The sequence below is a fragment of the Aeromonas sp. Prich7-2 genome, assembly GCF_017939255.1.
Taxonomy (GTDB): Bacteria; Pseudomonadota; Gammaproteobacteria; order Enterobacterales; family Aeromonadaceae; genus Aeromonas; species Aeromonas caviae.
On sequence record NZ_JAGKRI010000004.1, the window covers coordinates 23236 to 48497 of the forward strand.

Sequence of the window (25262 nt, forward strand, 5' to 3'; positions counted from 1 at the left end):
AGCTCACCCCAATCCGTCCACCTGCCCGAGGTTCACTATGTTCTTCCAGGTCATCTTTCTCGCCTTGCTGGCCCTGCTGCCCATGGTCAACCCGCCCACCACGGCCACCCTGCTGCTGGGATTGAGCAAGGGCATGTCCCGCGAGCACATTCGCCGCCAGATCAACATGGCCGCCCTCTATCTATTCGCCACCCTGTGCGTCAGCTTCTTCATCGGATCCTCCATCCTGGATCTGTTCGGGATCTCCATTCCCGGCCTGCGCCTGGCCGGTGGCCTCATCATCGCCTTCATCGGCTTTCGCATGCTGTTCCCCTCGCCAAACCAGTCTGCCGGGGTCGAGGCCAACCAGAATATCGCCTTCGTGCCCCTGACCATGCCCAGCATGTGCGGACCCGGCACCATGGCGCTGGTGATCAGCGGCGCGGCCCAGATCGCCGAGCTGCCGGCCGAGGCCGATCGCGTCGTCATCTATGCCGCCATGGTCACCGCCTTCGCCCTGATGAGCCTGATCAGCTGGGGTGTGCTCAAGCTGGCAGATCCCCTGTGCAAGATCCTGGGAGCCACCGGCATCGACGCCATGACCCGCATCATGGGTTTCCTGCTGGTGTGCATGGGTATGCAGTTCTGCATCAACGGCGTCAAGGAGGTGGCGCAGGATCCCGTCTTCCATGGCCAGGTGATGGAACAACCCGCTGCCGCCTTGCCGACCCATGCCGGATCTACCACCCTCGATCATCTCGCCGTGCCGCGCCAGCCCTGATTGAAAACGGTGTCATTTTTCGTGCGAATCCCTCCTGATCTTGCGCCTGATCATATTGCCTTCATCTTGATGGGGTAGTCTGGTTTTTGTACAGGCAGGGTTCAGAAGGTTGCCGCTAGCGTGGCATGTGCTGACCCCATCACTTGAGGAGATATGCAAATGGAAAAGATGCTGACCGAGATTGGAAGCTACAGCCTGTTTCATGAGTATCTGAACGTGGTCGGTGCCGCCAGCCCCGCGCTGACCCGGATCAAGACAGGATGGGAGTTCAAGCGAAAGGATCGCCTGCTCGCCCAGATAAGGGTGGATGACCACGGCCACGCCCGCTTCTTCATCGACGCCCGCGCCATTTCGGTCAACTGACCCGGCCCCTTTCCCAGCCCCGGCGCCTGCCGGGGCTTTTTATTGCTTGCGCCTTCCAATAAAAACCCCGGCGCCGGGCCGGGGTTTACAAAGGTGTGTGACCTTACTGGGTACCGCCCACGGTGAGCTGATCCAGCTTGAGGGTGGGCTGGCCGACGCCGACCGGCACGCTCTGCCCCTCCTTGCCACAGACCCCGACCCCGCGATCCAGCGCGAGATCACGGCCCACCATGGAAACCTGGCTCATCGCCTCGGGGCCGTTGCCGATCAGGGTCGCCCCCTTGATGGGCGCGGTGATCTTGCCATCCTCGATGAGGTAGGCCTCGGAGGCAGAGAAGACGAACTTGCCGGAGGTGATGTCCACCTGGCCGCCACCGAAGTTGGGGGCGTAAATGCCCTTCTTCACCGAGGCGATGATCTCCGCCGGATCGTACTGACCCGCCAGCATGTAGGTGTTGGTCATGCGCGGCATCGGCAGGGCAGCGTAGGATTCGCGGCGGCCGTTGCCGGTGAGCGGTACCCCCATCAGGCGGGCATTCTGCTTGTCCTGCAGGTAACCCTTGAGGATGCCGTTCTCGATCAGCACGTTGTAGCCCCCCGGCGTCCCCTCGTCGTCGATGGAGACGGAACCGCGCCGACCCGGCAGGGTGCCGTCATCGACGATGGTGCAGTGTTTGGAAGCCACCTGCTCGCCGATGCGCCCGGCAAAGGCGGAGGAGCCCTTGCGGTTGAAGTCCCCTTCCAGACCGTGACCCACCGCCTCGTGCAGCAGCACACCGGGCCAGCCGGCACCGAGCACCACCGGCATGGTGCCGGCCGGGGCGTCGATGGCCTCCAGGTTGACCAGGGCCTGGCGCACCGCTTCGCGCACATAGCCAAACGCCCGGCTCTCGAGCCCGTCCAGCTCGAGGAAATGGTCGTAACCGAAGCGGCCACCGCCCCCCGCGCTGCCGCGCTCACGGCGATCCCCCTTCTCGGCGATGACGGTCACAGACAGCCGCACCAGCGGACGCACGTCGGCGGCCAGGGTGCCATCGGTGGCGGCCACCAGGATCTCTTCATAGACCCCGCTGATGGAGGCCATCACCTGATTGATGGCGGGATCCAGACTTCTGGCGAACTTGTCCATCTGCTCCAGCAGGGCAATTTTCTGCTGCTTGTCGAGGGTCTGCAGGGGATCCAGCGCCGGGTAGAGCAGGTTTGCTTCGGTGCGAGCCCATGCTTTTACCTTGCCGTGAGCACCGGCGGCCGCGATGCCGCGAGCGGCAGTCACCGACTGTTGCAGCGCCAGCAGGCTCAGCTCGTCCGAGTAGGCGAAACCGGTCTTCTCGCCGCTGACGGCGCGCACCCCCACCCCCTGATCGATGTTGTAGCTGCCATCCTTGACGATGCCGTCCTCCAGCATCCAGGACTCGTGCCAGCTGCGCTGGAAATAGAGGTCGCCGAACTCCACCTGATGGCTCATCAGGCTGCCGAGCAGCTGTTGCAGCCGCCCTTCGTCGAGATCGTTCGGGGCCAACAGGGAGGCACTAACCTGGCTCAATAGACTCAAATCTTTCTCTCCACTCTCATGCGAGATGTCGTAACGGTTAAATCCACGGCCGCGGGCTCACAACAGGCGGGCGTGTTGCAGCACCGGCATGGTGCGTTTCAATTCATCGACCAGGGCCCCATCCAGCGGCGCCAGCACAGTGCCCTGCCCCGACGCCCGACAGGCCAGCACCCGGCCCCAGGGGTCGATCACCATGCTGTGGCCCCAGGTCTGGCGCCCCGTCTCGTGGGTGCCCCCCTGGTTGGCGGCCACCACGTAGCACTGGTTCTCGATGGCACGGGCCCGCAGCAGAGGCTCCCAGTGCGCCTCGCCGGTGACGGCGGTAAAGGCGGCAGGCACCAGCAGCACCCGGGCACCGGCCCGGGCCAACTGGCGGTACAGCTCGGGAAAGCGCAGATCATAACAGATAGAGAGGCCGAGGGGACCAAAGGGGGAGTCCACCAGCACAGGCTGATCACCCGGGCTGAAGGTCTCCGACTCCCGGTAGCGGCCGTGATTGTCCGCCACGTCCACGTCAAACAGGTGGATCTTGTGGTAATGCCCCTTGAGCTCGCCGTCGGGATCGAACACCAGGGTACTGGTGTGAATGTGGTCGGCACCGGCGATGGCGGTGGGCATGGCCCCGGCCACCAGCCAGATGCCGTGGGATTTGGCCCAATCAGAGAGTTGCTGCTGGATTGGGCCATTTCCCAATGGCTCTGCCCCGTCCAGATACCCCTGCCGCTCGCCAAAGAGGGCGAAGTTTTCCGGCAGCAGCACCAGCAAGGGGCGCTCCCCGGGCAGACTCGCCAGCTCGGCGGCGATCCGCTCCCGGTTATCCTGCCAGGTACGACCCGAAATCAACTGCATGGCGGCTAGCCACATGACGCGCTCCTTCTGTTGGGCGAGCCGGTGACCGGTGACAGAAGGCCTTCTCGGCTCGCGGGGCAATATCTGCACTATGAGGGGTTTGGCGGCCGGGGGAAAGTCCCCCAGCCCGGCGCTGGCCCTCAGCGCTGACCCGAGCCCTGATGCTTGGGATTGAGCAGGAAGGGGGTAACCTCCTTGTCGGGCAGGCCGGGCGCCACCGCATCCACCGCATCCTTCTGGTGCTGGTTGAGCTTGATGCGGGCGCGATCCCGCCCCGCCTCCACCAGCCTGGGGGCGTCCAGCGGGCCGGAGACCCGAAAATCGATGCGGGTCACCACGTCCACCACGGGCTCCAGCAGCTTGGAGAGGGCCAGCACATAGAGCCCGGTGATGGGGGTCAGGGAGAAGGCCGCCACCACAGGCAGGGTGCCCCCCAGGTTCGGGGAGAAGCTCAGATCAAAGTCGAGCCGCCAGCGCACCAGATCCGCGATGCCCTTGCCTCGCAGGTTGCCCGCCGCCCCTTTCATGTAGAAGTCGTTGTTCTCCACCACCCCCTGATTGACCTTGGCGGAGGCGGACATGGACTCGAAATAGAAGCCCTTGTCGAAGACGTCGCGAAAATCGAGGCGCAGCTTGCGCATCAGGGAGTCGAGGCTCAGCAGGGAGAGCAGTCGGGCCCCCTTGTCGTTGACCTCCCGCAGGGTGCCTCCCTCCAGCTGGTAGTCGGCACTGCCCGCCAGAGTCGGCAGGCTCAGGCGGTAGGGCACGTCACGCCAGTTCAGATCCAGCGCCAGCTTGCCCGGGGCATCCCCGATGGGCGAGGTGTAGCCGAGCCGCTTGAGCAGCAGCTCGCTGTTGCGGGTCTCGAGGTTCACCCTGGCACGGGTCTGCATCTGGCTGCCACGGGCCAGCCACTCGGCGCTGCCGCGCAGGGTGCTGCCCGCCAGGCGCATCTCCAGTCCCTTGAGATCCAGCCGGTTGGCCCCGGGCAGCAGCTCCCCCTTCACCTCCCCCAGGGGCAGCTCGCCGAAGCGGCAATCCACGCAACTGAAGGTGAGCCAGGGAATGGCGTCCATGATGGCCCTGTCCTGGTGCTCATCGGGATCCGGGCTGAGATCGATCCCCTTGCCGGACCAGTAGATGCGGGCAAACTTGGCATCGATGGGACGTCCGTCGGCCACCGGCACCCGCACCACCCCCATCACGTCGGGGCTGTCGATCATCACCTCGGTGGCCTGGTTCACCGGCCCCAGGGTGAAGTGCACCGCCTTGAGGCTGGCACTGCCGATGTCGGCACGGGCCAGCTGGCCATCCACCCACCACTCCTGGGGCAAGAAAGCGGGACCCACCACCGCATTGCCCTGCGTCGCCTGCGCCTTGGCCGGCAGCCACTGCTTGAGACGGGCCAGCCAGCCGGCTACGTCCGCCTGCTGCTGGTTGATGGCGAGCAGCATGGGCTTGTCCTGCATCACCCGCGCCCCGGGCTGGCCGATGTTGACCCGCACCCGGCTGAGGTAGGGCACGCCGTCGCCGTACACCAGGCGGCTCTGCATGTCGATGTCCGCCCCCAGCACGGCGCGGATGTCGGCGCTGCCATCCCGCCCACGGGCCGTCACCTTGAGGGGCAGCCGGGTACCCGCCGCCTTGGTCAGGGGCACGGGCAGATCCAGCCCCATGCCCTGCAGGTTGGAGTCCAGCGCCAGCTGGAAGCTGAACGCCTTGTTCTCGGGCAGGGTCAGCCCCAGGGTACCGGACCAGTTGCTGCGCCCTTGGAGCATCTCGAGGGCCGGTATGTCCCGGCGCTGGCGGCGGCTGTCCCACTGCCCCTGGAACTTGAGGTCGGCCTGATAGCCGTGGGGCAGTTGCCGCCCCTGATAATCCAGGGTCAGCGGCTGGTTCCACAGGCTGGCCTTGAGGTTGTGAATGCGCGTCTGCTCGTTGTCATACTCGAGCGTCCCTGCGACCCCGTCGAGGGGCAGGTCCAGGGAGGCGATCCTCACCTTGTTGTCCTTGAAGCTGGCTTCCCCGCTGGCCTTGACCTCCCCCTCGCCATCCAGCGGTATGTCAAGCTTCACCGTGCCCTTCATGGGGCCGCGGATCTCCACCTCCCGCAGCGCCTGACCGACGGATCCCCCCAGCGGCGAGTCCTGCAAATAGTCGCTGATGGCCTTGCCCTCGCCCTCAACCCTGGCATCCACGTAGAGGTGAGCACCCGGATAGAGGTCCGGGATCCAAGCGTGCACCGAGTCGGAGCTGGCCTTGCCGAGCTGGGTGGCGCGGCTGTTCATGTCGAGGCTGGCGTTCTGGAACAGCAGATCGATCTGCAGGTCGGTCAGCGGCTGCCAGCCCGGGAAAAACTCGTAGGTGGCCTGTTGCAGCGGCACCGCCACCTGGAAGACACCCTTGCCGTTGTCGTAGGGGAAGTCACGGAATTCGCCGTACCAGAGCAAGTCTGCACCCTTGGCCTTGCCCCCCTTGATGGCGCCGCTCAGGTAGCTCACCAGCCCCTCATCCATCACCGCCAGGGGGTAGTAGCGATCCGCATGGGCCGCGTTCTTGACGTCGATGCGCCCGGTCAGGGCGAGGAAGGGGTGCTCGAACAGCTCGAGGCGAAACCGGCTGGCGAGGCGCAGATCCGGGTTGTCCAGGGCAATGTCCTGGCCATAGAGCACCCAGCCTTGGGGCGCCCGCCACCAGTCGAGGGCCGCACTCAGGCTGTCCACCGGGATGGGTTCCTTGAAGTGGCGGGCCGGATCCACCTTGCCCTTGCCCAGGGTCAGGCGGGCACGCCCCCCGTTCGGGGTCAGCCAGAAGTCACCGTCCAGCTTTTGCAGGCCGGGCACATCATGCCAGGCCCGGGTCCCGAAGCCGCGCAGTTGCCCCTGCAAAGAGAGCCCCTGCCAGTCCCCGTCGGCTTGCAGGACCAGCTCCTGCAACTGGCCCCTTGGCCGGGTGCGCTTGAGGGTCTCGGTCAGCTCGGGATAGAGGCCGGAGACCAGCTGGCTCAGGTTGGCAATCTGGTCGAGATCGATGGCGGGCACATAGCCCTGGATGCGTGAGCCGATGCGCTCGAGCTGCAGGCGGCTGTGCAGCCAGGTGGCGCCATCGAGCTTGAAGGTGACGTCGTGGCTGGCGAGCTGCCACGCCTCGCCGTCCCGGCGCAGCTGGATCTTGCCCCCCTGCAGGTCGAGGCGGTGCGGCTCCCCCTTGATCTCGTCTTTCCAGATCAGGTGGTTGTTGCCAAAGGCCAGCAGGGAGTTGCCGAGTCTGCCCTTCTCGAACTCGCTCCAGAGCTGGAAGTCGAGCTGGCCGCTCACCGGCGGCGCGCCGGCGTGGATCCTGGCCAGCATGGGGCTGATGTCGAGCTCGCTGGCCCCCAGATAGAGCTGGCCCTTGAGGCGGTCGAGCCGCACCTCGGGGGCATCCACATCGATGATGAGGTCCAGGGTGCTCTCCCCCACCCCGTTGATGAGATAGGCCTTGCCGACCCCCTGATGCCGCTTGCCGCGGTTCTGCCAGCGCAACTGGGCGATGTCGAGGGCGCGCACCTCCCCCAGTGCCGTGGTGAGGCTCAGGCGAGTGTCGTGAATGTCGAAGGTGGAGAGCTGGGTCAGCAGGAAGCGCAGCAGGGCCTCCTGCTGGTTCGCGCTCTTCCCGCTGACAGGGGTGGCGGGCTGGGTCATGTCCAGCGCGATGTTGCCGTCGCTCAGGATCAACTGGCCAAACACCGGTCTGAGTTCGTTGAGGGAGCGCCAGAAGTCGAGGTGGGCCCACACCTTGCCAAGGCGCAGGGAGAAACGCCCCGAATCGGGGGCGATGGCCAGTCCTTCCAGCCCGATGGCCGGGCCGCGGGGAGTCCACTCCAGCCCGACGTGATCCACGCTCACCTCGAGCTGACTCTCCCCGAGCAGGGTCCCTATCACGGCCGCCCGGTGCTGGTTGAGCAAAGGGCCGCCCAGTCGTACCACGCTGACCAGAACGGCCAGCAGCACGAAGAAGACTCCGAGGGCCAACCAGCCCCGACTCAGCCAGCGATAGACCAATTACATCATCACCACATCGAACTGTTCCTGCCCACAGAGCGGCTCGGAGACCACCCTGACCTGCTTGCCGATGAAGACTTCCAGCTCCGCCAGACTGTGGGACTCTTCCCCCCGCAGGTAATCGGCCACCGAGGGGGCCGCATAGACGGTGAACTGATCCGCGTCGTAGGCGCGGTTGACCCGGATGATCTCCCGCAGGATCTCGAAGCAGACCGACTCCACCGTCTTGACCCGGCCGCGCCCCTTGCACTCGGGGCACTCGGCGCAGAGCACGTGCTCAAGGCTCTCCCGGGTGCGCTTGCGGGTCATCTCCACCAGCCCGAGCTGGGAGAAACCGTTGACGTTGGTCTTGGCCCTGTCCTTGGCCAGCGCCAGCTCCAGGCTGTGCAGCACCCGGCGACGGTGATCCTCGGACTGCATGTCGATGAAGTCGATGATGATGATGCCGCCGAGGTTGCGCAGGCGCAGGTGACGGGCGATAGCGGCGGTGGCCTCGACGTTGGTGTTGAAGATGGTCTCTTCCAGATTGCGATGGCCGACGAAGGCCCCGGTGTTGATGTCCACCGTGGTCATGGCTTCGGTCTGGTCGATGATGAGGTAGCCGCCGGATTTGAGCTCCACCTTGCGCTCCAGGGCCCGCTGGATCTCGTTCTCCACGTCGTAGAGATCGAAGATCGGCGACTCGCCGGTGTAGTACTCCAGCTTGTTGGCAAGCTCGGGCACGTACTCCTCGGTGAAGCGCTTGAGCTGATCGAAGCTCTGGCGCGAGTCGACCCGGATCTTGTCGAGCTCGGCACCGACGAAGTCACGCACCACCCTAAACGCCAGGCTGGGATCCTCATAGAGGATCTTGCAGGGGGGGTACTTCTGCTTGCGCTCGAGGATCTTGCGCCACAGGCGCTTCAAGAAGGCGGCGTCCTGTTCCAGCTCCTGCTCCCCCACCCCTTCGGCGGCGGTGCGGATGATGTAGCCGCCCAGTTCGTCCACATAACCGGCCACGGTGCGCTTGAGGCGCTCGCGCTCCGCCTCGGATTCGATGCGCTGGGAGACCCCCACGTGGGCACTGCCCGGCATGAAGACCAGATAACGGGATGGCAGGGTGATGTCGGTGGTGAGGCGGGCTCCCTTGGTACCGAGCGGGTCTTTGACCACCTGTACCATGATGTCCTGCCCCTGGCGCACCAGTTCGGCGATGTTGCCGGCCTGGAACTGCTCCTTCTCCTTGATCGCCACGCACTCGGTATGGGGGACGATGTCGGAGGCGTGCAGAAAGGCGGCCTTGTCCATCCCGATGTCGACGAAGGCGGCCTGCATGCCGGGCAGCACGCGGCTGATCTTGCCCTTGTAGATGTTGCCCACGATGCCGCGCTTGGCCTGACGCTCCACATGCACTTCCTGCAGCAGACCGTTCTCGACCAGGGCGACCCGGGTTTCGGAGGGGGTGACGTTTACCAGCAGTTCTACCGACATAAGTTACCTTGCCTTTCTAGTTTTGAATTCTGGCACGACGAACAACGGGTAACTCAGCAGCGCACTGCTGACGAGAGGATTACCGGGTCTGCTCGAGGTGCTGCTTGATCAACAGGTCCGTCTCCAGCAGGGGCAGGCCGACCACGGCACTGTAGCTCCCCTCGAGGCGACTGACGAATTTGCCGGCAATGCCCTGGATAGCATAGGCGCCCGCCTTGTCGCACGGCTCGCCGGTGCGCCAGTAGGCTTCGATCTCGGCCTCGTCCAGTTTGCGAAACGCCACGTTGGTGGTGACCAGCCGCACATCGCACCGCTCCGGGGTGGCCAGGGCCACCGCCGTCATCACCTGGTGTACCCGCCCGGAGAGGGCTTCCAGCATGTCCTTGGCGTCCAGCAGGTCGGAGGGTTTCTCCAGCACCCGCTCCCCCAGCACCACTATGGTGTCGGCCCCCAGCACAGGCAGCGCCGTGGGCGCCGCGGCCACACCGGCCATGGCCTTGTCGCGGGCCAGCCGGCAGACGTAATCCTGGGGCTTCTCACCGTCGTTGCGCAGCTCCGGCACATCCAGCTTGAGGACCTCGAAACGGTAGCCCAGGCGGGTCAGAAGCTCATGCCGGCGGGGGGAGCCCGAGGCGAGATAGAGTTGCAGTTCGTTGTGCTTGTTCATACTTCACTCAATGAGACGATGCGCAGTTACAATGCGTTGTTTTTATTCACATTCACTTGATATTGAAGCGACGCCGCACCTTGCGCAAGACCATAAAAATCCAGGGCCATATTAACATCGTCGTCAACGTCGACCAAAAGTAGGCGAAGTTGAGGCTGGCCCGGCTGAACAGATGCTCCGCCCAGAACACGGTGATCTTCCCCACCAGGGAGAGCAGACCGATGATCAGCGCCTGCTGCCAGAGGGAGAAGTTGCGGATCTTCTGGAACTGGAAGGCCGCCAGGTAGGTGGTGATGGCCATGGCCATGGCCCGCACGCCGAGGGTGCTGCCGAGCAGCACGTCCAGCAGCAGGCCCGCCACCCAGGCGGTGCCGACGTTGGTCCGGTGCGGCAGCGCCAGCGCCCAGTAGATGAGCACCATGGCAAGCCAGTCCGGACGGAAGGGTTCGAATTGAAAGGGAAGCGGCAGGATGGAGAGGCACAGGGCCAGCAGGATCGAACACCAGATCCAGATCCTGCCGCTGGCGGGTTGCAGCATCAGCGCGTCGCCCCCGCCGCCGAGGTTGCCGTGGCCGCCGAGGCGCTCGCCGCAGGCTCAAGGGCATCCTTGTCGTGTACTTCCGGTTTCTTGTCGGTCCACAGCAGCAGCAGGTAGCGCAGACGGTCCAGCGCCACCAGGGGCTTGGCCTCGATCTGGGCGAAGGGCTTGCCCTCCACGTAGTCGGAGCGGGTCACGGTCGCCACCGGATAACCTTCCGGGAAGCGGCCGCCCAGGCCCGAGGTGACCAGCAGATCGCCGACCTGGACGTCGGTGTTGCGGGGCAGGTTGCGCAGCTCCAGCTTGTCCAGCTCGCCGCTGCCGGAGGCGATGGCGCGCAAGTCGTTGCGCAGCACCCGCACCGGGATGCCGTGGCTGGAGTCGGTGATGAGCAGGACGCGACTGGTGGTGGAGCCCACGTGGAGCACCTGACCGACCACCCCCTGATCGTTGATCACCGGCTGGCCGTTGTAGACGCCATCCAGCGCCCCCTTGTTGATCAGCACCTGATGGCTGAAGGGGTCGGAATCCACCGACAGCAGCTCGGCCACCATCTTGCGGGACTCCTTGTGTACAGGTGACCCCAGCAGCTCGCGCAGACGCTGGTTCTCGTGCTCCAGCTGATCCATCTTGAGCAGGCGAGAGCGCAGGGTGAACAGTTGCTGCTCCTGCTGCTTGGTCTGCTCGATGAGATCGGCGCGGGTCTGCACCTGGGTCGACATGGTGTCGAGCAGGGTGCCGGGGGCGTTGGCGATGTATTGCAGCGGGCTCACCAGGGAGCTCAGATAAACGCGGACATGGCTGAACACACCGAAGCGGGAATCCGCGACGATGGCAGCGACGGAGATGATGACGGCGAGAAACAACCGTAACTGAAGCGAAGGGCCTCTACCGAAGATGGGTTTCATGAGTCGTCAAAAAAGAGCCGGCGCTCGGCCGGCTTTGGGTCTTATTCGTAGTGGAACAGATCGCCACCGTGCATATCGATCAGCTCCAGCGCCTTGCCACCGCCACGGGCGACACAGGTGAGGGGATCTTCAGCCACGACGACCGGGATGCCGGTCTCTTCCATCAGCAGACGGTCGATGTCCTTGAGCAGGGCACCACCACCGGTCAGCACCATGCCGCGCTCGGAGATGTCGGACGCCAGCTCGGGCGGAGATTGCTCCAGGGCCACCATGACGGCGGAGACGATGCCGGAGAGCGGCTCTTGCAGCGCTTCCAGGATCTCGTTGGAGTTCAGGGTGAAGCTGCGGGGCACACCCTCGGCCAGGTTGCGACCGCGCACTTCGATCTCGCGCACCTCTTCGCCCGGATAGGCGGAGCCGATCTCGTGCTTGATGCGCTCGGCGGTGGCTTCCCCGATCAGGCTGCCGTAGTTGCGACGGACGTAGCTGATGATGGCTTCGTCGAACTTGTCGCCACCGATGCGCACGGACTGGGAGTAGACCACGCCGTTCAGGGAGATGATGGCCACTTCGGTGGTACCGCCACCGATGTCCACCACCATGGAACCGGTCGCTTCGGAGACCGGCAGGCCGGCACCGATGGCGGCAGCCATGGGTTCATCGATCAGGTAAACCTCGCGGGCGCCGGCGCCCAGAGCGGATTCCTTGATGGCGCGACGTTCCACCTGGGTGGAGCCGCAGGGCACGCACACCAGCACGCGCGGGCTGGGGCGGAAATAGTTGTTGTCGTGAACCTGTTTGATGAAGTGCTGCAGCATCTTCTCGGTCACGTAGAAATCGGCGATCACGCCGTCTTTCATCGGGCGAATGGCGGAGATGTTACCCGGGGTACGACCCAGCATCTGCTTGGCGGCATGACCGACAGCAGCGACCGATTTGGCGTTCCCGCGCTCTTGGCGAATGGCGACAACTGAGGGTTCGTTAAGGACGATCCCTTGATCTTTTACATAGATCAGGGTGTTGGCAGTTCCCAAGTCGATCGACAGATCGTTGGAAAAGACGCCTCTGAGCTTTTTGAACATGGCTACGGGAAATCCTAAGAATTTGGAGGTGCAGAAAACCGGCTAACTTTACCAATGCCCACCCCAATGGGCAAGCGCTCAAACTGTCGCCAATCAATCAGGCGCGACAAAAATGCGAGTCATCACTCACCCGCTCAGGCCGACAAACACTACGAAACAAGGAGATAAGACGCCACTGTACAGCAATGCGTCTATCTCCCCGTGTCAGCCCGGGTGTCAGGGCATCACTTCGCGGCGATAAATAATTCTGTCATTACCCCGATCCCGGCCGAAAATGGCCATGCCCTCCAGACTGTCAGGGTCAGACAACCAGAGCGGACGCCGTCCAGGTTGCTGCTCTGACTCCGGTTGCTTGCTCAGATCGATCTTGAACGGAATGCGCACCGCCCTGTCCGGGGCTGCGAACTGTATGGAGATGACACCATCCTTCGCGCTCACCACCATGGCGCCAGGGGCGACCGGGCCAAGACCGAGCCGGATCCGGGTGTTGTCATCCAATATCAGATCGCCACTTCCCTGATCGAAACGCTGGCTGCCATCGGTGAACTCGATGCCCCCATCTTGCAGGGAAAGGCGGGTACATTGATCAGCTCCCATGGCATGCCAGGCGCCCGCCTCGTGATATTGCAGTTGCAGCGGCACCGCCAGCCCGGCCGTTGCCACCCCTTGGCGGGTACCTGCCTGCACCCGGCCGAAGTACGCCTCCATGGGCACGTCATCGATCAGCCTGGCATTGCAGCCAGCGCCACTGCATGACCCCGGCTGCCCGTCGTTGAAGTCGGGATTGGCGATCAGGGTCTGCTCACCATCGTTGTCCTTCATATAAAGGCCAAACGACAGGGCCCGGTAGGGGCCATCTGGCTTGCCATCGGAGCGACGAGCAAACTCGGTCGGCCCGTTGAAGTCGGCCTCCCCTGCCACCCAGGGCAGCGGCCCCAGGCTGCGTAACCGGGCGGAGAGCGACACCCCGTCCTTGTTGTTGGCCGCGCTCAGGTAGGCATCCCCCTTGGCAAACGCCTCCCTGTAGTTCAGGGTGGTCTCGCCAAACTGATTGCGGGCCTGGATCTGCAACTCCGCCAGGAAGGGTTGCCCCATATAGGAAAACGCCTCGCAGGCGGGGACTATGTTGCCACTCACCAGATTGAAATCCACCGGGATGAAACGCCCCACAGGCACGCTGCTGGCGGCGGGTATGGTGTAGCCAAAGTAACCCAAGGTCGGTGGCGTCGCCGTCATCCGGAACACCCCGACCTCGTTGACCGACTGGCCGACGGAGTTGAGGTTGCTGTCCTTCTGGTTGGAGTGGTCGTAGCTGGACGTGCCGACCACCGCCCCTTCCCCTGGTTTGGGCGCCACCAGCTCGCTGCCGAGCGCAATATTGGCCAGCGCGAAGTTGGGGGTCGCCAGGTTGCCGCTGCACAGGTCCTTGTCATCATCCGCTTGCCAAGCCACCCCTTTGATATTCAGCTGGAACGCCTCACCGGTCTTCTTGAACACCGGACAACTGGCATCCCCTGCCGCGCAGGTCCCCTCGGTAGGCGTGATGCAGAGCCCGACCGGGCGGCTGACGAAGAGATCCGACCCTGTCATCACCAGTCCCGCGGTATCACCGCTGCCATCGTGGCGGGCATTAAGCCGCATCTGGCCTGCATCCGGATAGCGAACACTCTTCAACGTCGCCTTGCCTTGACCATCGAAGGTCAAATTGAGGGTTGTCGCCGCTGGCGAGACTACATTGGCGGCATAAGTCGAAATCGTCTTGCCATCTATCGCCATCTGACTCCCGGCAGAATTGTCATTCGGGGTGACATACGTTCCCCAGAAGCCGACCGAACGCTCACCGGTAAAACCGGGGACACACTGCTGGGTCGCATTGTCCTTTTTGACGGCACTGATCACTACATCTTGGGGCCTGTTGGCCAGGGTATCCGGCACATTGAACAGGAAGCCGCTGTCGGCAAAGCTCAAGGTACAGGCGGCGGCGCTCAGGGCACCACTGCCGGCGCGGCACAGGGTGGTGCTCAGGGGTTTGGTGGACGGCGTCGAGCCGCTCACTCCCACTGTGATGGCCGTCGCCAGATTGTTGCGTAGCTGCAAGGTGGTCGTGCCGCCGCTGAAATTGACGGTGGCGGTGTTGCCGTTGTAGCTCACCTGGCTGCCGGCTATCCAGCCGTTGCTGCCATTCTTGAGGGGGGTCAGGATGGCGCTCACCGGGTCCGTGAACAGTTGGCTGCAACTGGCGTTGGCGCAGGCCCGAATGGTCAGAGTCTCGGGGTTGCAGGTCAGGGCCTGACCGGAATGGGAGAGTTCGAAGTGATCGAGCTGGCTTCCCCCCGAGCCGCCGCCGCAGGTGATATCGCCAAAATCGACTTTGTCGACCGCATCTTGTACAAACTGGAAGTTGTTGCTGCCGCCCAGATCGACGCTGCCGCCGGCGGCAACTGCCCCCCTCAGCTCCGAATTATCGGTCATCTTGACGTCGCCCGCTACATAGAGGATGCCATTGATACGGACCTGGCCCACCACGTTGAGCAAACCCTTGACATAGATCAGCAGGTTTTCCGGTGCACCACCCACGTTGAGCTGGGCATTGTTCAAGGTGAGTTCGTTGAAATAGAGCCGTGCCGTCACGCCGGTGGTAACCAGCGCAGCGTCATTTCCGAAGCTGCCTCGATTGAAGTCGTGATCGCCAGGCGCAAAGACGTTGCTGTTATTCGGTGCCCCCGTGCAGGTGGTCACCCCCTTCTTCTCCTCGCAGCTGAGATCGCCGAGCGGCGGCTCCAGTATGCCGGGTGGAGGGGTCATGATGACCCCCCCAGAGGGGGGATCGGTAAAGATGTTTTTGCAGGTGGACGATGGGAGCACTGCATCTCCCTTGTTGATCACGCTATTATCCCTGACTTCCAATGCTCTAGACGTGATCCGGCCAGTCAGGGTCGCTTGGTTGCTCAGGGTCACTTTGCCACCCGCATAGAGGTAACCAACAAAAGAGCCGCTCTGCATGGCGAAGTCGCCGTAGCTGACCCAGATCAGGTTCTGCTTGCCCCCCGCATTGAGCGAGAAATTGTTTTGCAAGGTAGGGGTATTCTTGACGAAGATCCGGGTCAACGCCTGATCCACACTCTGCAACTTGATGGTGGTGCTATCGAGGGAAAGCGTCTCGAAAAAGTGATCTCCCGGTCCCAGGGTCAGGGTGCCACCATTGCTCATGGTAAGGCTCTTGACCTGGTAACCGGGCTGGGCGGTCATCGTCAGCTGACAACCACTGCTGGTGACAGTGCGGTAGTCCTTCTGGCTCAACGCCGCGCTGCCGTTGTTGGTACAGGCGAGATCCGTCGTGGAGCCATTGGTGGGGAAAGCATTGTTCCCTGTCAGGCTGAGCCCAGCAATATCCCGCCCCGTGACGGCGCAGACCTTGTAACCCCCTTGGCCATCGTCACAGTTCTTGGTGTTGTTTTGGTTAGCGCTGATGGAGCAAAACGCCAGCTTGTTGCCGCCGGTACCATTGATTTTTGGCTGATTAACTTCGCTCAACTGAGGATTGGGCACGTTAGTACAGGCCGCTGCCTCCACCCCATGATGCCCCTGCACCACGGCCGGGAAATAGGTGCTGGTATTGATGGCATCAAAGGCGCCACTCATACCGCTAAACAACCCCAACAGGCCGCAGAGGATAGCGCGGACCCAAGCCCGGGCCGTCGCAGACTCCCGAAGACTCAAGGGTGAACCGTCACCAGCACGCTTCTGTCTCAAGGTATGTCTCCATCAAAGGCTTCCGCTTCCACTGTTCGGCTAACAGCAAAATCCGGGTTCGGGCTGTTCAGATCCTGATCGCCGCAACGCCCTTCGCTGCGAAGCCGGTAGCCGGTCTGGGTGGTTCCGGCCGCACTTACGACCACAGTTGTGCAAAACAACCGTGCCTGGCAGTTAATCAGACCTGGATCCGGGGGGAAGGTAATTGGGGTAGGAGGGGGGTTAGTGGCAACACAGCGCAGCTCGCTTCCGCCACTCGCACTGGCATTCCAACTGCCATTGGGATAGAGCCGATAGAGCGCTATCTCCAGTCCGCTCTGGGCCGCCATCAGGGCCCGCACGCCACGCACCTCGACCGTATTCTTCTCGCCGCTGTCCACCAAAAAGCGGCCCATGGCCGCCGCCAGCAAGGCCATGATGACGATGACGAAGAGCGCTATCATGATGGCGCTGCCGCGCTGGGCCCGCCTACTGGTGGGGAGCGGCTTAAGGAACATTGAGCACCTCCAGCTTGTGGTTGAAGCTGACGCTCTCGCCGCGCTGCTCAAACACTAGCCGCAGCCCCACCTCGCTCGGGCTGAAGGCCGCGGGATCCCGATAGAAATAGGATTCGGTGGGCCGAATATGTTCTGCCATCAGGACGGGTGCGGATCCACTGTACCGCATCAAGGCACCTTGGGCGTCAATGCAATAACGCACCTGCTGGTTGGCAAAATAGATGCGTTTGGCGGGAGATTCCCCATCAAATACCCTATCCACCACTACAGTCCCTATCCCGTTCACTGCGTTCGGTGGCGGCACCTTCACAGCCGCCACACAGTCGCCATAGACGCATCCCGTTTCTAAGCCTCCATCTCCTGTGATGGGATACACAACGGCCCAATCTTTATAAGTAGGAAGTTCACTGGCGGATGAAGCCACCAGCGTTAGCTCGAGGCCTTCTGCAACGGGTTTATTGAGGCTCAGATAACGGCTGACGGTGGCAATGGGCCAGAAGCGCAGGCAGGCGCCTTGTCCCCCACTATTAGAAGCCTCCACTTGCACCGAGCCGGGCACCGCATCGCGCAACTCCCGATTTAGCCGCTCCATGGCGAAGCGAGCATCGCTCATCAGTTGCTCGCGGCGGCTGGCATCCCCGTAGATCTGGGTGCCGATGCCGATAAACTGGCTGGAGAAGGTCGCCATCACCCCGAGCAGCAGGATCACCATCACCAGTTCCACCAGGGTGAAGCCCCGCCCCCGCCCAGGTTGGGCGCAGGCTCGATGAGCGAAGCCTGATCGGACGCGGTAACGGGGTGTGGTCACAGCTGCGTCATCGAACGCGGCATCACGGGAGTGCGGCTGGTCCATCAGTAGTTCCCCCGATAGAGGGCAAACGCCAGCTCGCTCTCATCCGGCAGACGCACTGTCAGGGCGACGCGCTTGCCGATAGACTCGGCCCCTGGCCCGGTGCTGCCAAACAGGGTATCCGGGGTGACGGCGATCCTGATCTGATAGTGGCGATACTCCTGGTCGCTGACGCCCTCGGCATCCGTCTGGGTAAACAGGTTGGCGTCCACCCAGTGACCCCCGGTGTCGAAATCGTCCACGTCGTTGAAGGCATAGGGGCGGGTCTCGCCCCCCTCCGGGCCGTAGTCGGCGCTGGCGGTGCAGGGGGGATAGGTCACCGCAGGGGTGCCGACGGTCTCGCCGCAGCGAAAACGGCCGCCGTTGTGATCCGAGTGCTCATCGAAGGATTTTTGCAGCACCTCGCTTAAGATCCGCTGGGCCAGCTGGGCGGCCCGTACCTGCTGCACCGGATCCACCGCCTGGGGTGCCTGATTGATGAGAAGCCCCAGGACGCCGGTCAGGGCGATGGCCAGCAGCACAATGCCGACCACGAACTCGATCAGGGTGAAGCCGCGCCGGGCCTTAAGGGAGGGCATGGATATAACCTTCCGGCTCGATGCGCAGCCGGGCGCTCTCCTGCCCGCTGCTCACCACCAGGTTGCAGCCATTGATGCAGGTTGAGGGTGAGAGCGGACGACCGCTGCGCTTGTCGAAAGAAAAGCTGCCTTGAGGCAGGGAGAGGCCGCCGGAGGCGGTGATGACTCGCCCCCGGCTCTGCTCGTCCGCACTCCAGCCGGAGATGGGCTTGGGGGTACAGCTGCCAAGCAGGGTCAGATGACCGAAGCCGCTCGGCTCCAGTACCAGCTGGGTGCAACGCGCCTCTCCTTCCTGCATGTTCATGGTCTGCACCAGCCGCAACCGGGCCACCAGCTCATCGCGCAGGGTATGGGTTTCAAAGCCGCCTTTGCCCAGCCACTTGGGCACGGCAAAGGCGGCCAGAATCCCGAGCAACAGGATCACTATCACCAGTTCAATCAGCGTAAATCCCTTCTGCATGCATCCTCTTCCATATAAAAAATATGGCGAGGCTAATGCCCCGCCTTACACTCTATTTCTTACCGGTCAGGGCAGGAGGTCACGACATCGAACACCTTACCCTTATCACTTGCTTCGGTGTAGGTAACGGTGCAGCTGTTGGCCTGGGAGGTGTTGGTGAAGACACCAGCGCTGGCACCCATCTCCCAACCACCGTCCAGAGAGACCGCGTTGTTAATGCCACCAGAAGCGGCTGTGGGGTAACCAAATTTGATGGCAACGGTACCGTCAGCCATCGAGACAGTATTACCAGCCGCTGCATCAAGCGTCTCTTTACCGTCGATCACCGCACGGCTATAGACCAGCTGGGCCCCGCTCTTCACGGCCGCCGCTACGCCTTCTGCCGCAGCCTTGTTGGCATCATCCTGCAGATTCAGGAACTTGGGCGCGGCGGTGACCGCCAGAATGCCCAGGATGATGATCACGATGACCAGTTCGATCAGGGTAAAACCCGCTTGCTTTTTCATTACGTTTTCCTCTGTGTATCAATTGATATTGGTGGTGACCTGGCCGGAGGCCGGGCGATAACTGAAACTCATGAACTCATCCGTGCTTCCTTGCGGATCCTGATAGCGTCCATCGCTGCCCTTGTTCAGGCTGTTGACCAGATAGTAACGGCAGACCGAATCCAGTCCGTTGTTGCTCACCGTGGCATAAAACTTCAGGTCATTGCCGCTACCGCGCACCTCGTCGAAGTTCGCAGTCGCCTTGGGCGGGTTCTGCAGCAGCCCCTCCCAGATATTGAGACAGCGCGGGGCCGTCAGGTTGGCCGGGTCCACATCGGGAGCGCCGCTCGCCGCCGTGTCCATGGGATACCCGGGAGAGAGCTCGCCATTGCTGACCTGGCTGTCGGTCGGCGTGGTCAGATAGAAACGCGAGCCGTCATAGAGCACGGTGTTGAGCCCATCCTGCCTGGCGCGCCCCTCGGCTTCCCACTGGGCCCGCACCAGAGAGACCCCGGTGGCGAAGCCGCCCGATACCCCTTCCACGCTGGCCTTCTTCGCCTCGTCGGTCACGTCGAGAAAACGGGGCAAGGCGGTGACGGCCAGGATCCCCAGGATCACGATGACGATCACCAGCTCAATCAGGGAAAAACCGGCCATCTGACCGGGCCCCTGGCCGGGTATCACTCTCTTTGTTGCCATGCAGCCTCCGTAATGTTCCGCATTATTTCATGTGAACAGAAAAAAATCATGCCGCCGAGACGCTAGAACGATACTGTTCAAGATTTGTTCAGCAAACTACCATCGGCGAAACGATAGATCAACCAGTTAGCCTCCCAACCAAATTCGCATCCCTCCCCATCCGGGCTGGCCAGCACCTGCAGGGTGGGCATCGACAGCGCCTCCTGGCCGAGCAAGGCCGACCAGAGCCCGCGGCAGTTCTCGGACGGTGACTGTAGCGGCAACACCGCCAGCGGCCAGCCTCGCCCATCGAACTGCCAGGCCCGCCCCTCTGCATGGAGCACGGCGGGGCGCCGCTCATCGAGCCAGCGCCCGTGCAGCCGCTGGACCCGCTCGGCAAACTGCTCCCCCAGCAGGGTCAGGCTGACCGCCAGCGCCGCTTCCCTGTGGCTGCGATAGCTCAGGGCCAGGGTGGCAAGGATGACCAGCAGCAGGATGCAGGCGATCAACCGCCTGTAGCCTCCCAGCCAACGCTCATCCTGCTCGGACTGTCTGCTCATACCTCTCCCGCATCCTGTTTGGCAGTGAAAATAGCCCAGCTCATCACTGCCCCCGCACCGCTCTCATCATGTCCCCCACCAGGAGGAGTGAAGATACCGTCTATTGACCACGCACGGCCCGCATCATGTCCCACATGGGCGTAAAGATGCCGAGCGCCAGCACCAGCACCATGACGGCCACTATGCCGATCAGGATGGGTTCGATGCGGGCGGTGAGGCTCTTGAGGTCGTAATCCACCTCCCGCTCGTAGTATTCGGCCGCCTCGTGCAGCAGCTCGTCCACCTGGCCGGTCTCTTCCCCCACCGCGATCATCTGCATCACCAATGGGGTGAACAGGCCGCTGGCGCCGGCGGTGCGCAGCAGGCTCTCGCCGCGCTCGATGCCGCCCCGCATGTCGCGGATCTGTCCCGCCATCCAGGCATTGTCCACCGCATCGGCCACCAGGGTCAGCGCCGTGTTGAGCGGCACCCCGGCCTTGAGCATCATGGAGAAGCTGCGGGCGAAGCGGGCCAGCAGGGAGCGCTCTATGATGGTGCCGACGATGGGCAGCCTGAGTTGCCATCTGTGCCAGGTCAGCCTGCCCTTGGCCGTGGCGACCCAGCGCCGCCAGCCGACCACGGACCCTACCAGGAGGGCCAGCAGCAACCACCAGTAGTTGACGAAGAAATGGGAGGTGGCCAGCAGGATCCGGGTCGCGAGCGGCAGCTCCACCCCGAACTTGGCAAACATCCCGGCAAAGACGGGGATCACCATGATGTTGAGGATCACCATGGCGACGGCGATGGCCATCAGCACGAAGGTGGGGTAGCGCATGGCGGTCTTGATCCGCTTGCGGGTCTCCAGCTCCAGATCGAAATAGTTGGCGAGCTGCAGGAAGGCCTCCTCCAGCTGACCCGTGTTCTCCCCCACGTGGATGATGGCCACGAAGAGGCTGCTGAACACCTTCGGGTGCGACTGCATCGCGCTCGACAGCGGCCGGCCGTTGGCCAGATCCTCCCCCAGAGCGTGAAGCGCCCGCTTGAGGGGCTTGCTGTGGGCGCTCTCCTCCAGCCCCGCGATGGCGCGCAGGATAGGGATGCCTGCACGGGTCAGGGCATACATCTGGCGGCTGAAGACCACCAGCTCCTCAAGCTTGACGCTCCCTTCCAGCAGCAGCGACCAGTCGATGCTGGCAGACCTGGCCTTGCCGGCCTTCAGCTCGGTGGGCATCACCCCGCGGCGCATCAGCTGCTCGGCGGCGGCCAGCTCGCTGGCGGCCTCCACCACGCCGCTCACGGCCTGGCCCTGACTGTCGCGTCCCTTGTACGCAAAGGATCCCATGAGTTAGCCCAGATCCTCGGCCAACCTGAGCACCTCGTCCACCGAGGTGATCCCCTCCCGGGCATAGTCGAGCGCCGTCAGTGCCAGGGGCCGGTAGTGTTCGTGTTCGCGCGCCGCCCGGGCGAAGCCCTCGGCGTCGTTGCGGCGCAGGGCATCCATCATGGCCTGATCCAGCTCCAGCAGCTCGTACACCCCGATCCGGCCCGCGTAGCCGGTGAAGTTGCAGCTCTGGCAACCCCGCCCCTTGCGATAGCGATGCTGCCCCGGCGCTTCACCGGAAAGCACGGATAGCCAGGTGGCCTGCCCCTCGTCCGGCGCCGTCTCGCAGGCGCAGTGTTCACACACCCGCCGCACCAGGCGCTGGGCCACCACGGCCCGCAGGGCGCTCGCCACCAGATAGCCGGGCGCCCCCATGTCGATGAGACGCAGGGCGCTGGTCACGGCGTCGTTGGTGTGCAAGGTGGTCAGCACCAGGTGGCCCGTGATGGCGCCGCGCAGGCCGATCTCCACCGTCTCGTTGTCCCGCATCTCCCCCACCAGCAGGATGTCCGGATCCTGGCGCAGGGTGGAGCGCAGCACCTGGGAGAAGGTGAGCCCTATCTTGGGATTGACCTGCACCTGGCTGATGCGGGGCAGGCGGTACTCCACCGGGTCTTCCACCGTGATGATCTTGTGGCTGGCCTGGTTGAGCTCGGAGAGGGCACCGTAGAGCGTCGTGGTCTTGCCGCTACCGGTCGGCCCCGTCACCAGGATCATGCCGTGAGGGCGTTTGAGCTGACGACGGAAGCGGGTCAGGATGGCGGGGGGCATCCCGGTCTCGGCGAGCGACAAGATGCCGGAGGATTGATCCAGCAGCCGCATCACCACGGACTCGCCATACTGCACCGGCATGGTGGACATCCGCACATCCACGTCGCGGCCGCGCACCTTCATGTTGAAACGGCCATCCTGGGGCAGACGCTTCTCGGAGATGTCGAGCCCGGCCACCAGCTTGAGGCGCAGCACCAGCGCCTGGGCGATGCGCACCTCGTTGAGGATGTTCTCGTGCAGCACGCCGTCGATACGCTGGCGAATGCGCAGCACCTTCTCGTCCGGTTCGATATGGATGTCGGAGGCCCCCACCTGTACCGCGTCCTCGAACAGGGAGCGCAGCAGCTTGGCCACCGTCGCCTCCCCCTCGTCGGTTGCGGCATTGAGGCTGCCGGCCCCCAGCTCGAAGCCGGTCTCCTGGTGCTCTTCGTGCAGTTGCACCGCGAAGTTCTCTATCTCCCGGGTGCGGCGATAGAGGCGGTCGAAATACTCCAGCAGCTGGCCTTCACGGGCCACGGCCAGCACCAGCTCCCGCGGGCTGAGCAGGGCAGCGATGGCGTCGAGGGCGCTCAGATCCGCCGGATCCGACATCACCACGGTGACCTTGTCGTCGCTCAGGTTGACGGCCAGCGCCCGGTAGCGGCGCGCCTGCACCTCGGGCAACAGCGCCACGGCCGAGACGTCGATGGTGAGGTTGTTGAGATCGAAGAAGGGCACATCCAGCTGACGGGCGAGGAAGGTCAGCAGTTGCACCTCGCTGATGAAGCCGAGATCGATGAGGGTGGTCCCCAGCTTGCGGCCGGTCTGGCGCTGCTGCTGCAGGGCGAGCTGCAGCTGATCATCCGAGATGATCTGTTCCTGTACCAGCAGGTCGCCTAGGCGCATTTTCAGTCTGGGTTGTGCCATTATTGCTCCGATCTCTGTTGCTTCACGCCCGCTACCTTTTCCGATGGCATGGATTCATCGAACTGCCGTTCTATCAATGGGTCAGTTGGCCAATTCGTTGTTCGAGCCATTGGGTGGAGGCCTCCCCCAGATTGCCGTGCAACTGGGCATTGCGATAGGCATCCAGTGCCCGCTGACGGTGTCCCTGACCATCCTCCGCCACCCCCAGTCCCAGCCACCAGCGCCCCTGATCTGGCTGCTGGCGCAACAGCCTGACGTACATCTCGGACGCCTGGACAGGCTGCCCCAGCTCCTGGGCAAGGCCGGCCCAGGTGGCGTAATAATCCAGATTGCTGGCAATATCGGGCTGATAGCCGGTGAGCCAATCCAGCGCCTTTTGCCGATCCCCGCCGCTGATGGCCACACGGGCCAGCAGCAGACGCAGGTCCGCCTGCGCGGGATCCAGCCTCAGCCCCTCTTCCAGCACCTGGGCGGCCTCGGTCAGCCGTCCGGCGCCATAGAGCAGGCCCGCCAGCTGTTCCCGCGCCCCCTGGTTGTGGGGATCGTGGGCCAGCACTTCGTAGTAGCCATCCTGCGCCTCCTGCATCCGTCCCTTGGCCATGGCCGTGGTCGCCTTGCGCTCGGCCAGGGTGGCCAGCTCGGCGTCGGAGAGTTCCACCGTCTCGATCTTCAGGATCCCGGGTTTGCGCGGCGCGGCGGGTGCAGGCGCCTCTTCGGCGCTCTGCTCCGCGGCCAGCTCGGCATAGAGGTCCGGCTGCAGCTCCTCGTCGCTCGGGATCGTCTCGTCCCCCAGCGCTTCCTCCGGATTGCCCTCATCGGCGAGCACGGCCTCATCGGCCGGAGCCTGCTCGGCTGCGGAGGGGGCCACTCTCGCGGCGGTCGACTCGGCACTGGCGGCGGGCACCTTTGCCACTGGCGCGGCAGAGGAGACCGCCTGCGTGGTGGCCACCACCGCCAGGGGCGCGGATGGCGCCACCGCAGGGGCGGTGCGGGGGGCCTCGACCTGCGCCGCTGGCAGGGAGGCTCGCTGGCTCTGCTGCCAGAAGATCCAGGTGCGCCAGCCGAGGATCCCCAGGGCCAGGGTACACAGCAGGGTCAGCACCAGCATCCACCAGCCTTGCTGGCGCACCGGCGCCACATAGACGGCGGCGCCCTCGGCCTCTTGCTGACGCCTATCCAGATCTTTCAGCATCTGATTGATCACGCTCATGACCAGACTCCATACGCCAGGGCGGTGCCCAGCAACAACAACAGGGGCCACCAGAGGGTGAGACGGCCACGGCGGGCATCATCGGTATCCCGGATGGCGAGCCGTACCAGGGCGCTGTCGATCCGCCGCACACCGCGACCATAGGCCAGCATCAGGCACTTCTGCGCCAGTATGTTGATGAGGCGGGGAATGCCGCGGGATGCGCGCCACAGCCTGCGCAGGGCGAAGCCATCGAACAGGGCGGCCCCGCGATAGCCGGACACCTGCAGCCGGTACTCCAGATAGGCCCGGGTCTCGTCGAGCCGCAGCGGCCGCAGGCGGTAGGAAAAACCGATGCGCTGGCGCAACTGGCGAAGACGGGGCTGCCCGAGCCTGGCATCCAGCTCGGGCTGGCCGAACAGCACGATTTGCAGCAGCTTGCTGGATTCGGTTTCCAGGTTGCCAAACAGCCGGATCGCCTCCAGGGTCTCGTCCGGCAGGGCTTGCGCCTCGTCGATCAGCACCACCACCCGGCTCCCCTGCCGATGCAGGGAGATCAGATGGCGGTGAATGCGATCCGTGAGATCCAGCTCGCTCTCCCCCGCCAGCGTCAACCCCAGCTCCAGGGCCAGGGCCGTGCGCAGCTCCCCCGGAGTGAGATGGGGGTTGGGCAGCCAGGCCAGGCGCACCGGGCAGGCCTCGGAGCCGAGCTCGCTCAGCAGCTTGCGACAGAGCAGGGTCTTGCCGGTGCCGACCTCGCCGGTCACCTTGATGAACCCCTCCCCCTGGGAAAGCGCCCAGTTGAGCACCTGCATGGCCTCCTCGTGGGGGGGCAGGCCGTAATAGAAACCGGTGTTCGGGGTCAGGCCGAAGGGGGCCTCCCGCAGTCCGAAGTGACTCAGATACATGCACCCTCCCGGCCAGAGTCCAGGGCGCGTAGCCG

Annotated in this window: 22 protein-coding genes; 2 read left to right on the forward strand and 20 right to left on the reverse strand. The window is 63.9% G+C overall.

The annotated features are described in order from the left end of the window. The first annotated feature begins 37 nt into the window (after positions 1 to 37). Together J9892_RS00685 and J9892_RS00690 are read left to right on the forward strand one after the other, a co-directional pair. Positions 38 to 760 carry a MarC family NAAT transporter gene (locus J9892_RS00685; RefSeq protein WP_210537849.1) on the forward strand — a complete coding sequence of 241 codons (723 nt, stop codon included), beginning with the start codon at positions 38 to 40 and terminating at the stop codon, positions 758 to 760. 159 nt (positions 761 to 919) lie between these two features. Then, a complete protein-coding gene (locus J9892_RS00690; protein WP_041212219.1) occupies positions 920 to 1123 on the forward strand; it encodes a hypothetical protein in 204 nt (67 codons plus the stop codon). A gap of 103 nt (positions 1124 to 1226) precedes the next feature. Here the strand turns inward: J9892_RS00690 and tldD are convergent, their stop codons facing one another. The 20 genes from tldD to J9892_RS00790 form a co-directional block, all read right to left on the reverse strand. Next, a complete protein-coding gene (gene tldD / locus J9892_RS00695; protein ID WP_161469776.1) occupies positions 1227 to 2675 on the reverse strand; it encodes a metalloprotease TldD in 1449 nt (482 codons plus the stop codon). Positions 2676 to 2732: 57 nt separating this feature from the next. Further along, entirely contained in the window at positions 2733 to 3539 is an 807-nt protein-coding gene (locus tag J9892_RS00700) for a carbon-nitrogen hydrolase family protein (protein ID WP_043154366.1), read from the reverse strand. 125 nt (positions 3540 to 3664) lie between these two features. Further along, positions 3665 to 7567: a YhdP family protein gene (locus tag J9892_RS00705; protein ID WP_210537851.1), complete on the reverse strand. Its 3903-nt coding sequence runs from the start codon at positions 7565 to 7567 to the stop codon at positions 3665 to 3667. Then, positions 7568 to 9037 (reverse strand): ribonuclease G, encoded by a 1470-nt coding sequence (gene rng, locus J9892_RS00710; protein WP_010672637.1) that lies wholly within the window; start codon positions 9035 to 9037, stop codon positions 7568 to 7570. Positions 9038 to 9116: 79 nt separating this feature from the next. After that, positions 9117 to 9704: a Maf family protein gene (locus J9892_RS00715; protein ID WP_010672636.1), complete on the reverse strand. Its 588-nt coding sequence runs from the start codon at positions 9702 to 9704 to the stop codon at positions 9117 to 9119. 52 nt (positions 9705 to 9756) lie between these two features. After that, positions 9757 to 10242, reverse strand: coding sequence for a rod shape-determining protein MreD (gene mreD, locus J9892_RS00720; RefSeq protein ID WP_010672635.1), 486 nt, complete (start codon positions 10240 to 10242; stop codon positions 9757 to 9759). Further along, complete coding sequence (mreC, locus tag J9892_RS00725) at positions 10242 to 11150, reverse strand: rod shape-determining protein MreC (protein ID WP_029313545.1); 909 nt, start codon at positions 11148 to 11150, stop codon at positions 10242 to 10244. Before mreC ends, mreD begins: the two co-directional genes overlap by 1 nt. A 41-nt stretch (positions 11151 to 11191) precedes the next feature. Then, positions 11192 to 12232 (reverse strand): rod shape-determining protein, encoded by a 1041-nt coding sequence (locus J9892_RS00730; protein WP_005308111.1) that lies wholly within the window; start codon positions 12230 to 12232, stop codon positions 11192 to 11194. 216 nt (positions 12233 to 12448) lie between these two features. Then, on the reverse strand, positions 12449 to 15874 hold the full coding sequence (locus J9892_RS00735; RefSeq protein WP_210537853.1) for a DUF6701 domain-containing protein: 3426 nt from the start codon (positions 15872 to 15874) through the stop codon (positions 12449 to 12451). 107 nt (positions 15875 to 15981) lie between these two features. After that, positions 15982 to 16428 carry an MSHA biogenesis protein MshP gene (locus J9892_RS00740; RefSeq protein WP_113978268.1) on the reverse strand — a complete coding sequence of 149 codons (447 nt, stop codon included), beginning with the start codon at positions 16426 to 16428 and terminating at the stop codon, positions 15982 to 15984. Between the two features lie 43 nt (positions 16429 to 16471). Next, positions 16472 to 17335, reverse strand: a complete 864-nt coding sequence (locus J9892_RS00745; protein ID WP_113978235.1) for a type II secretion system protein — start codon at positions 17333 to 17335, stop codon at positions 16472 to 16474. Next, positions 17335 to 17910 carry a prepilin-type N-terminal cleavage/methylation domain-containing protein gene (locus J9892_RS00750; RefSeq protein ID WP_134997121.1) on the reverse strand — a complete coding sequence of 192 codons (576 nt, stop codon included), beginning with the start codon at positions 17908 to 17910 and terminating at the stop codon, positions 17335 to 17337. The genes J9892_RS00745 and J9892_RS00750 overlap by 1 nt, the downstream gene beginning before the upstream one ends. Continuing rightward, positions 17897 to 18370: a prepilin-type N-terminal cleavage/methylation domain-containing protein gene (locus J9892_RS00755; RefSeq protein WP_202211752.1), complete on the reverse strand. Its 474-nt coding sequence runs from the start codon at positions 18368 to 18370 to the stop codon at positions 17897 to 17899. The genes J9892_RS00750 and J9892_RS00755 overlap by 14 nt, the downstream gene beginning before the upstream one ends. A gap of 59 nt (positions 18371 to 18429) precedes the next feature. After that, complete coding sequence (locus tag J9892_RS00760; protein WP_210537855.1) at positions 18430 to 18876, reverse strand: prepilin-type N-terminal cleavage/methylation domain-containing protein; 447 nt, start codon at positions 18874 to 18876, stop codon at positions 18430 to 18432. Positions 18877 to 18894: 18 nt separating this feature from the next. Further along, positions 18895 to 19554 carry a prepilin-type N-terminal cleavage/methylation domain-containing protein gene (locus J9892_RS00765; protein WP_202211750.1) on the reverse strand — a complete coding sequence of 220 codons (660 nt, stop codon included), beginning with the start codon at positions 19552 to 19554 and terminating at the stop codon, positions 18895 to 18897. Between the two features lie 77 nt (positions 19555 to 19631). Further along, on the reverse strand, positions 19632 to 20093 hold the full coding sequence (locus J9892_RS00770; RefSeq protein WP_039040424.1) for a hypothetical protein: 462 nt from the start codon (positions 20091 to 20093) through the stop codon (positions 19632 to 19634). Positions 20094 to 20193: 100 nt separating this feature from the next. Next, the gene (locus tag J9892_RS00775) at positions 20194 to 21414 is read right to left on the reverse strand and encodes a type II secretion system F family protein (RefSeq protein ID WP_210537864.1); all 1221 of its coding nucleotides are present in this window, start codon (positions 21412 to 21414) and stop codon (positions 20194 to 20196) included. Positions 21415 to 21417: 3 nt separating this feature from the next. Beyond that, on the reverse strand, positions 21418 to 23130 hold the full coding sequence (mshE, locus tag J9892_RS00780; protein WP_210537867.1) for an MSHA fimbrial ATPase MshE: 1713 nt from the start codon (positions 23128 to 23130) through the stop codon (positions 21418 to 21420). 73 nt (positions 23131 to 23203) lie between these two features. Next, positions 23204 to 24340, reverse strand: coding sequence for a tetratricopeptide repeat protein (locus J9892_RS00785; RefSeq protein WP_102949026.1), 1137 nt, complete (start codon positions 24338 to 24340; stop codon positions 23204 to 23206). Beyond that, positions 24337 to 25227, reverse strand: a complete 891-nt coding sequence (locus tag J9892_RS00790) for an AAA family ATPase (RefSeq protein WP_102949025.1) — start codon at positions 25225 to 25227, stop codon at positions 24337 to 24339. The genes J9892_RS00785 and J9892_RS00790 overlap by 4 nt, the downstream gene beginning before the upstream one ends. Between the last annotated feature and the right edge of the window lie 35 nt (positions 25228 to 25262).

Bases quoted from the DNA above. Each gene is read 5' to 3' on its own strand.
- J9892_RS00685 (WP_210537849.1), top strand. From the start codon at position 38: ATGTTCTTCCAGGTCATCTTTCTCGCCTTGCTGGCCCTGCTGCCCATG.
- mreC (WP_029313545.1), bottom strand. From the start codon at position 11,150: ATGAAACCCATCTTCGGTAGAGGCCCTTCGCTTCAGTTACGGTTGTTT.
- rng (WP_010672637.1), bottom strand. From the start codon at position 9,037: ATGTCGGTAGAACTGCTGGTAAACGTCACCCCCTCCGAAACCCGGGTC.
- J9892_RS00690 (WP_041212219.1), top strand. From the start codon at position 920: ATGGAAAAGATGCTGACCGAGATTGGAAGCTACAGCCTGTTTCATGAG.
- J9892_RS00740 (WP_113978268.1), bottom strand. From the start codon at position 16,428: ATGATAGCGCTCTTCGTCATCGTCATCATGGCCTTGCTGGCGGCGGCC.
- J9892_RS00750 (WP_134997121.1), bottom strand. From the start codon at position 17,910: ATGCCCTCCCTTAAGGCCCGGCGCGGCTTCACCCTGATCGAGTTCGTG.
- J9892_RS00765 (WP_202211750.1), bottom strand. From the start codon at position 19,554: ATGGCAACAAAGAGAGTGATACCCGGCCAGGGGCCCGGTCAGATGGCC.
- mreD (WP_010672635.1), bottom strand. From the start codon at position 10,242: ATGCTGCAACCCGCCAGCGGCAGGATCTGGATCTGGTGTTCGATCCTG.
- J9892_RS00745 (WP_113978235.1), bottom strand. From the start codon at position 17,335: ATGGACCAGCCGCACTCCCGTGATGCCGCGTTCGATGACGCAGCTGTG.
- J9892_RS00730 (WP_005308111.1), bottom strand. From the start codon at position 12,232: ATGTTCAAAAAGCTCAGAGGCGTCTTTTCCAACGATCTGTCGATCGAC.
- J9892_RS00790 (WP_102949025.1), bottom strand. From the start codon at position 25,227: ATGTATCTGAGTCACTTCGGACTGCGGGAGGCCCCCTTCGGCCTGACC.
- J9892_RS00770 (WP_039040424.1), bottom strand. From the start codon at position 20,093: ATGAGCAGACAGTCCGAGCAGGATGAGCGTTGGCTGGGAGGCTACAGG.
- J9892_RS00785 (WP_102949026.1), bottom strand. From the start codon at position 24,340: ATGAGCGTGATCAATCAGATGCTGAAAGATCTGGATAGGCGTCAGCAA.
- J9892_RS00775 (WP_210537864.1), bottom strand. From the start codon at position 21,414: ATGGGATCCTTTGCGTACAAGGGACGCGACAGTCAGGGCCAGGCCGTG.
- mshE (WP_210537867.1), bottom strand. From the start codon at position 23,130: ATGGCACAACCCAGACTGAAAATGCGCCTAGGCGACCTGCTGGTACAG.
- J9892_RS00760 (WP_210537855.1), bottom strand. From the start codon at position 18,876: ATGAAAAAGCAAGCGGGTTTTACCCTGATCGAACTGGTCATCGTGATC.
- J9892_RS00700 (WP_043154366.1), bottom strand. From the start codon at position 3,539: ATGTGGCTAGCCGCCATGCAGTTGATTTCGGGTCGTACCTGGCAGGAT.
- J9892_RS00715 (WP_010672636.1), bottom strand. From the start codon at position 9,704: ATGAACAAGCACAACGAACTGCAACTCTATCTCGCCTCGGGCTCCCCC.
- J9892_RS00735 (WP_210537853.1), bottom strand. From the start codon at position 15,874: ATGAGTGGCGCCTTTGATGCCATCAATACCAGCACCTATTTCCCGGCC.
- J9892_RS00755 (WP_202211752.1), bottom strand. From the start codon at position 18,370: ATGCAGAAGGGATTTACGCTGATTGAACTGGTGATAGTGATCCTGTTG.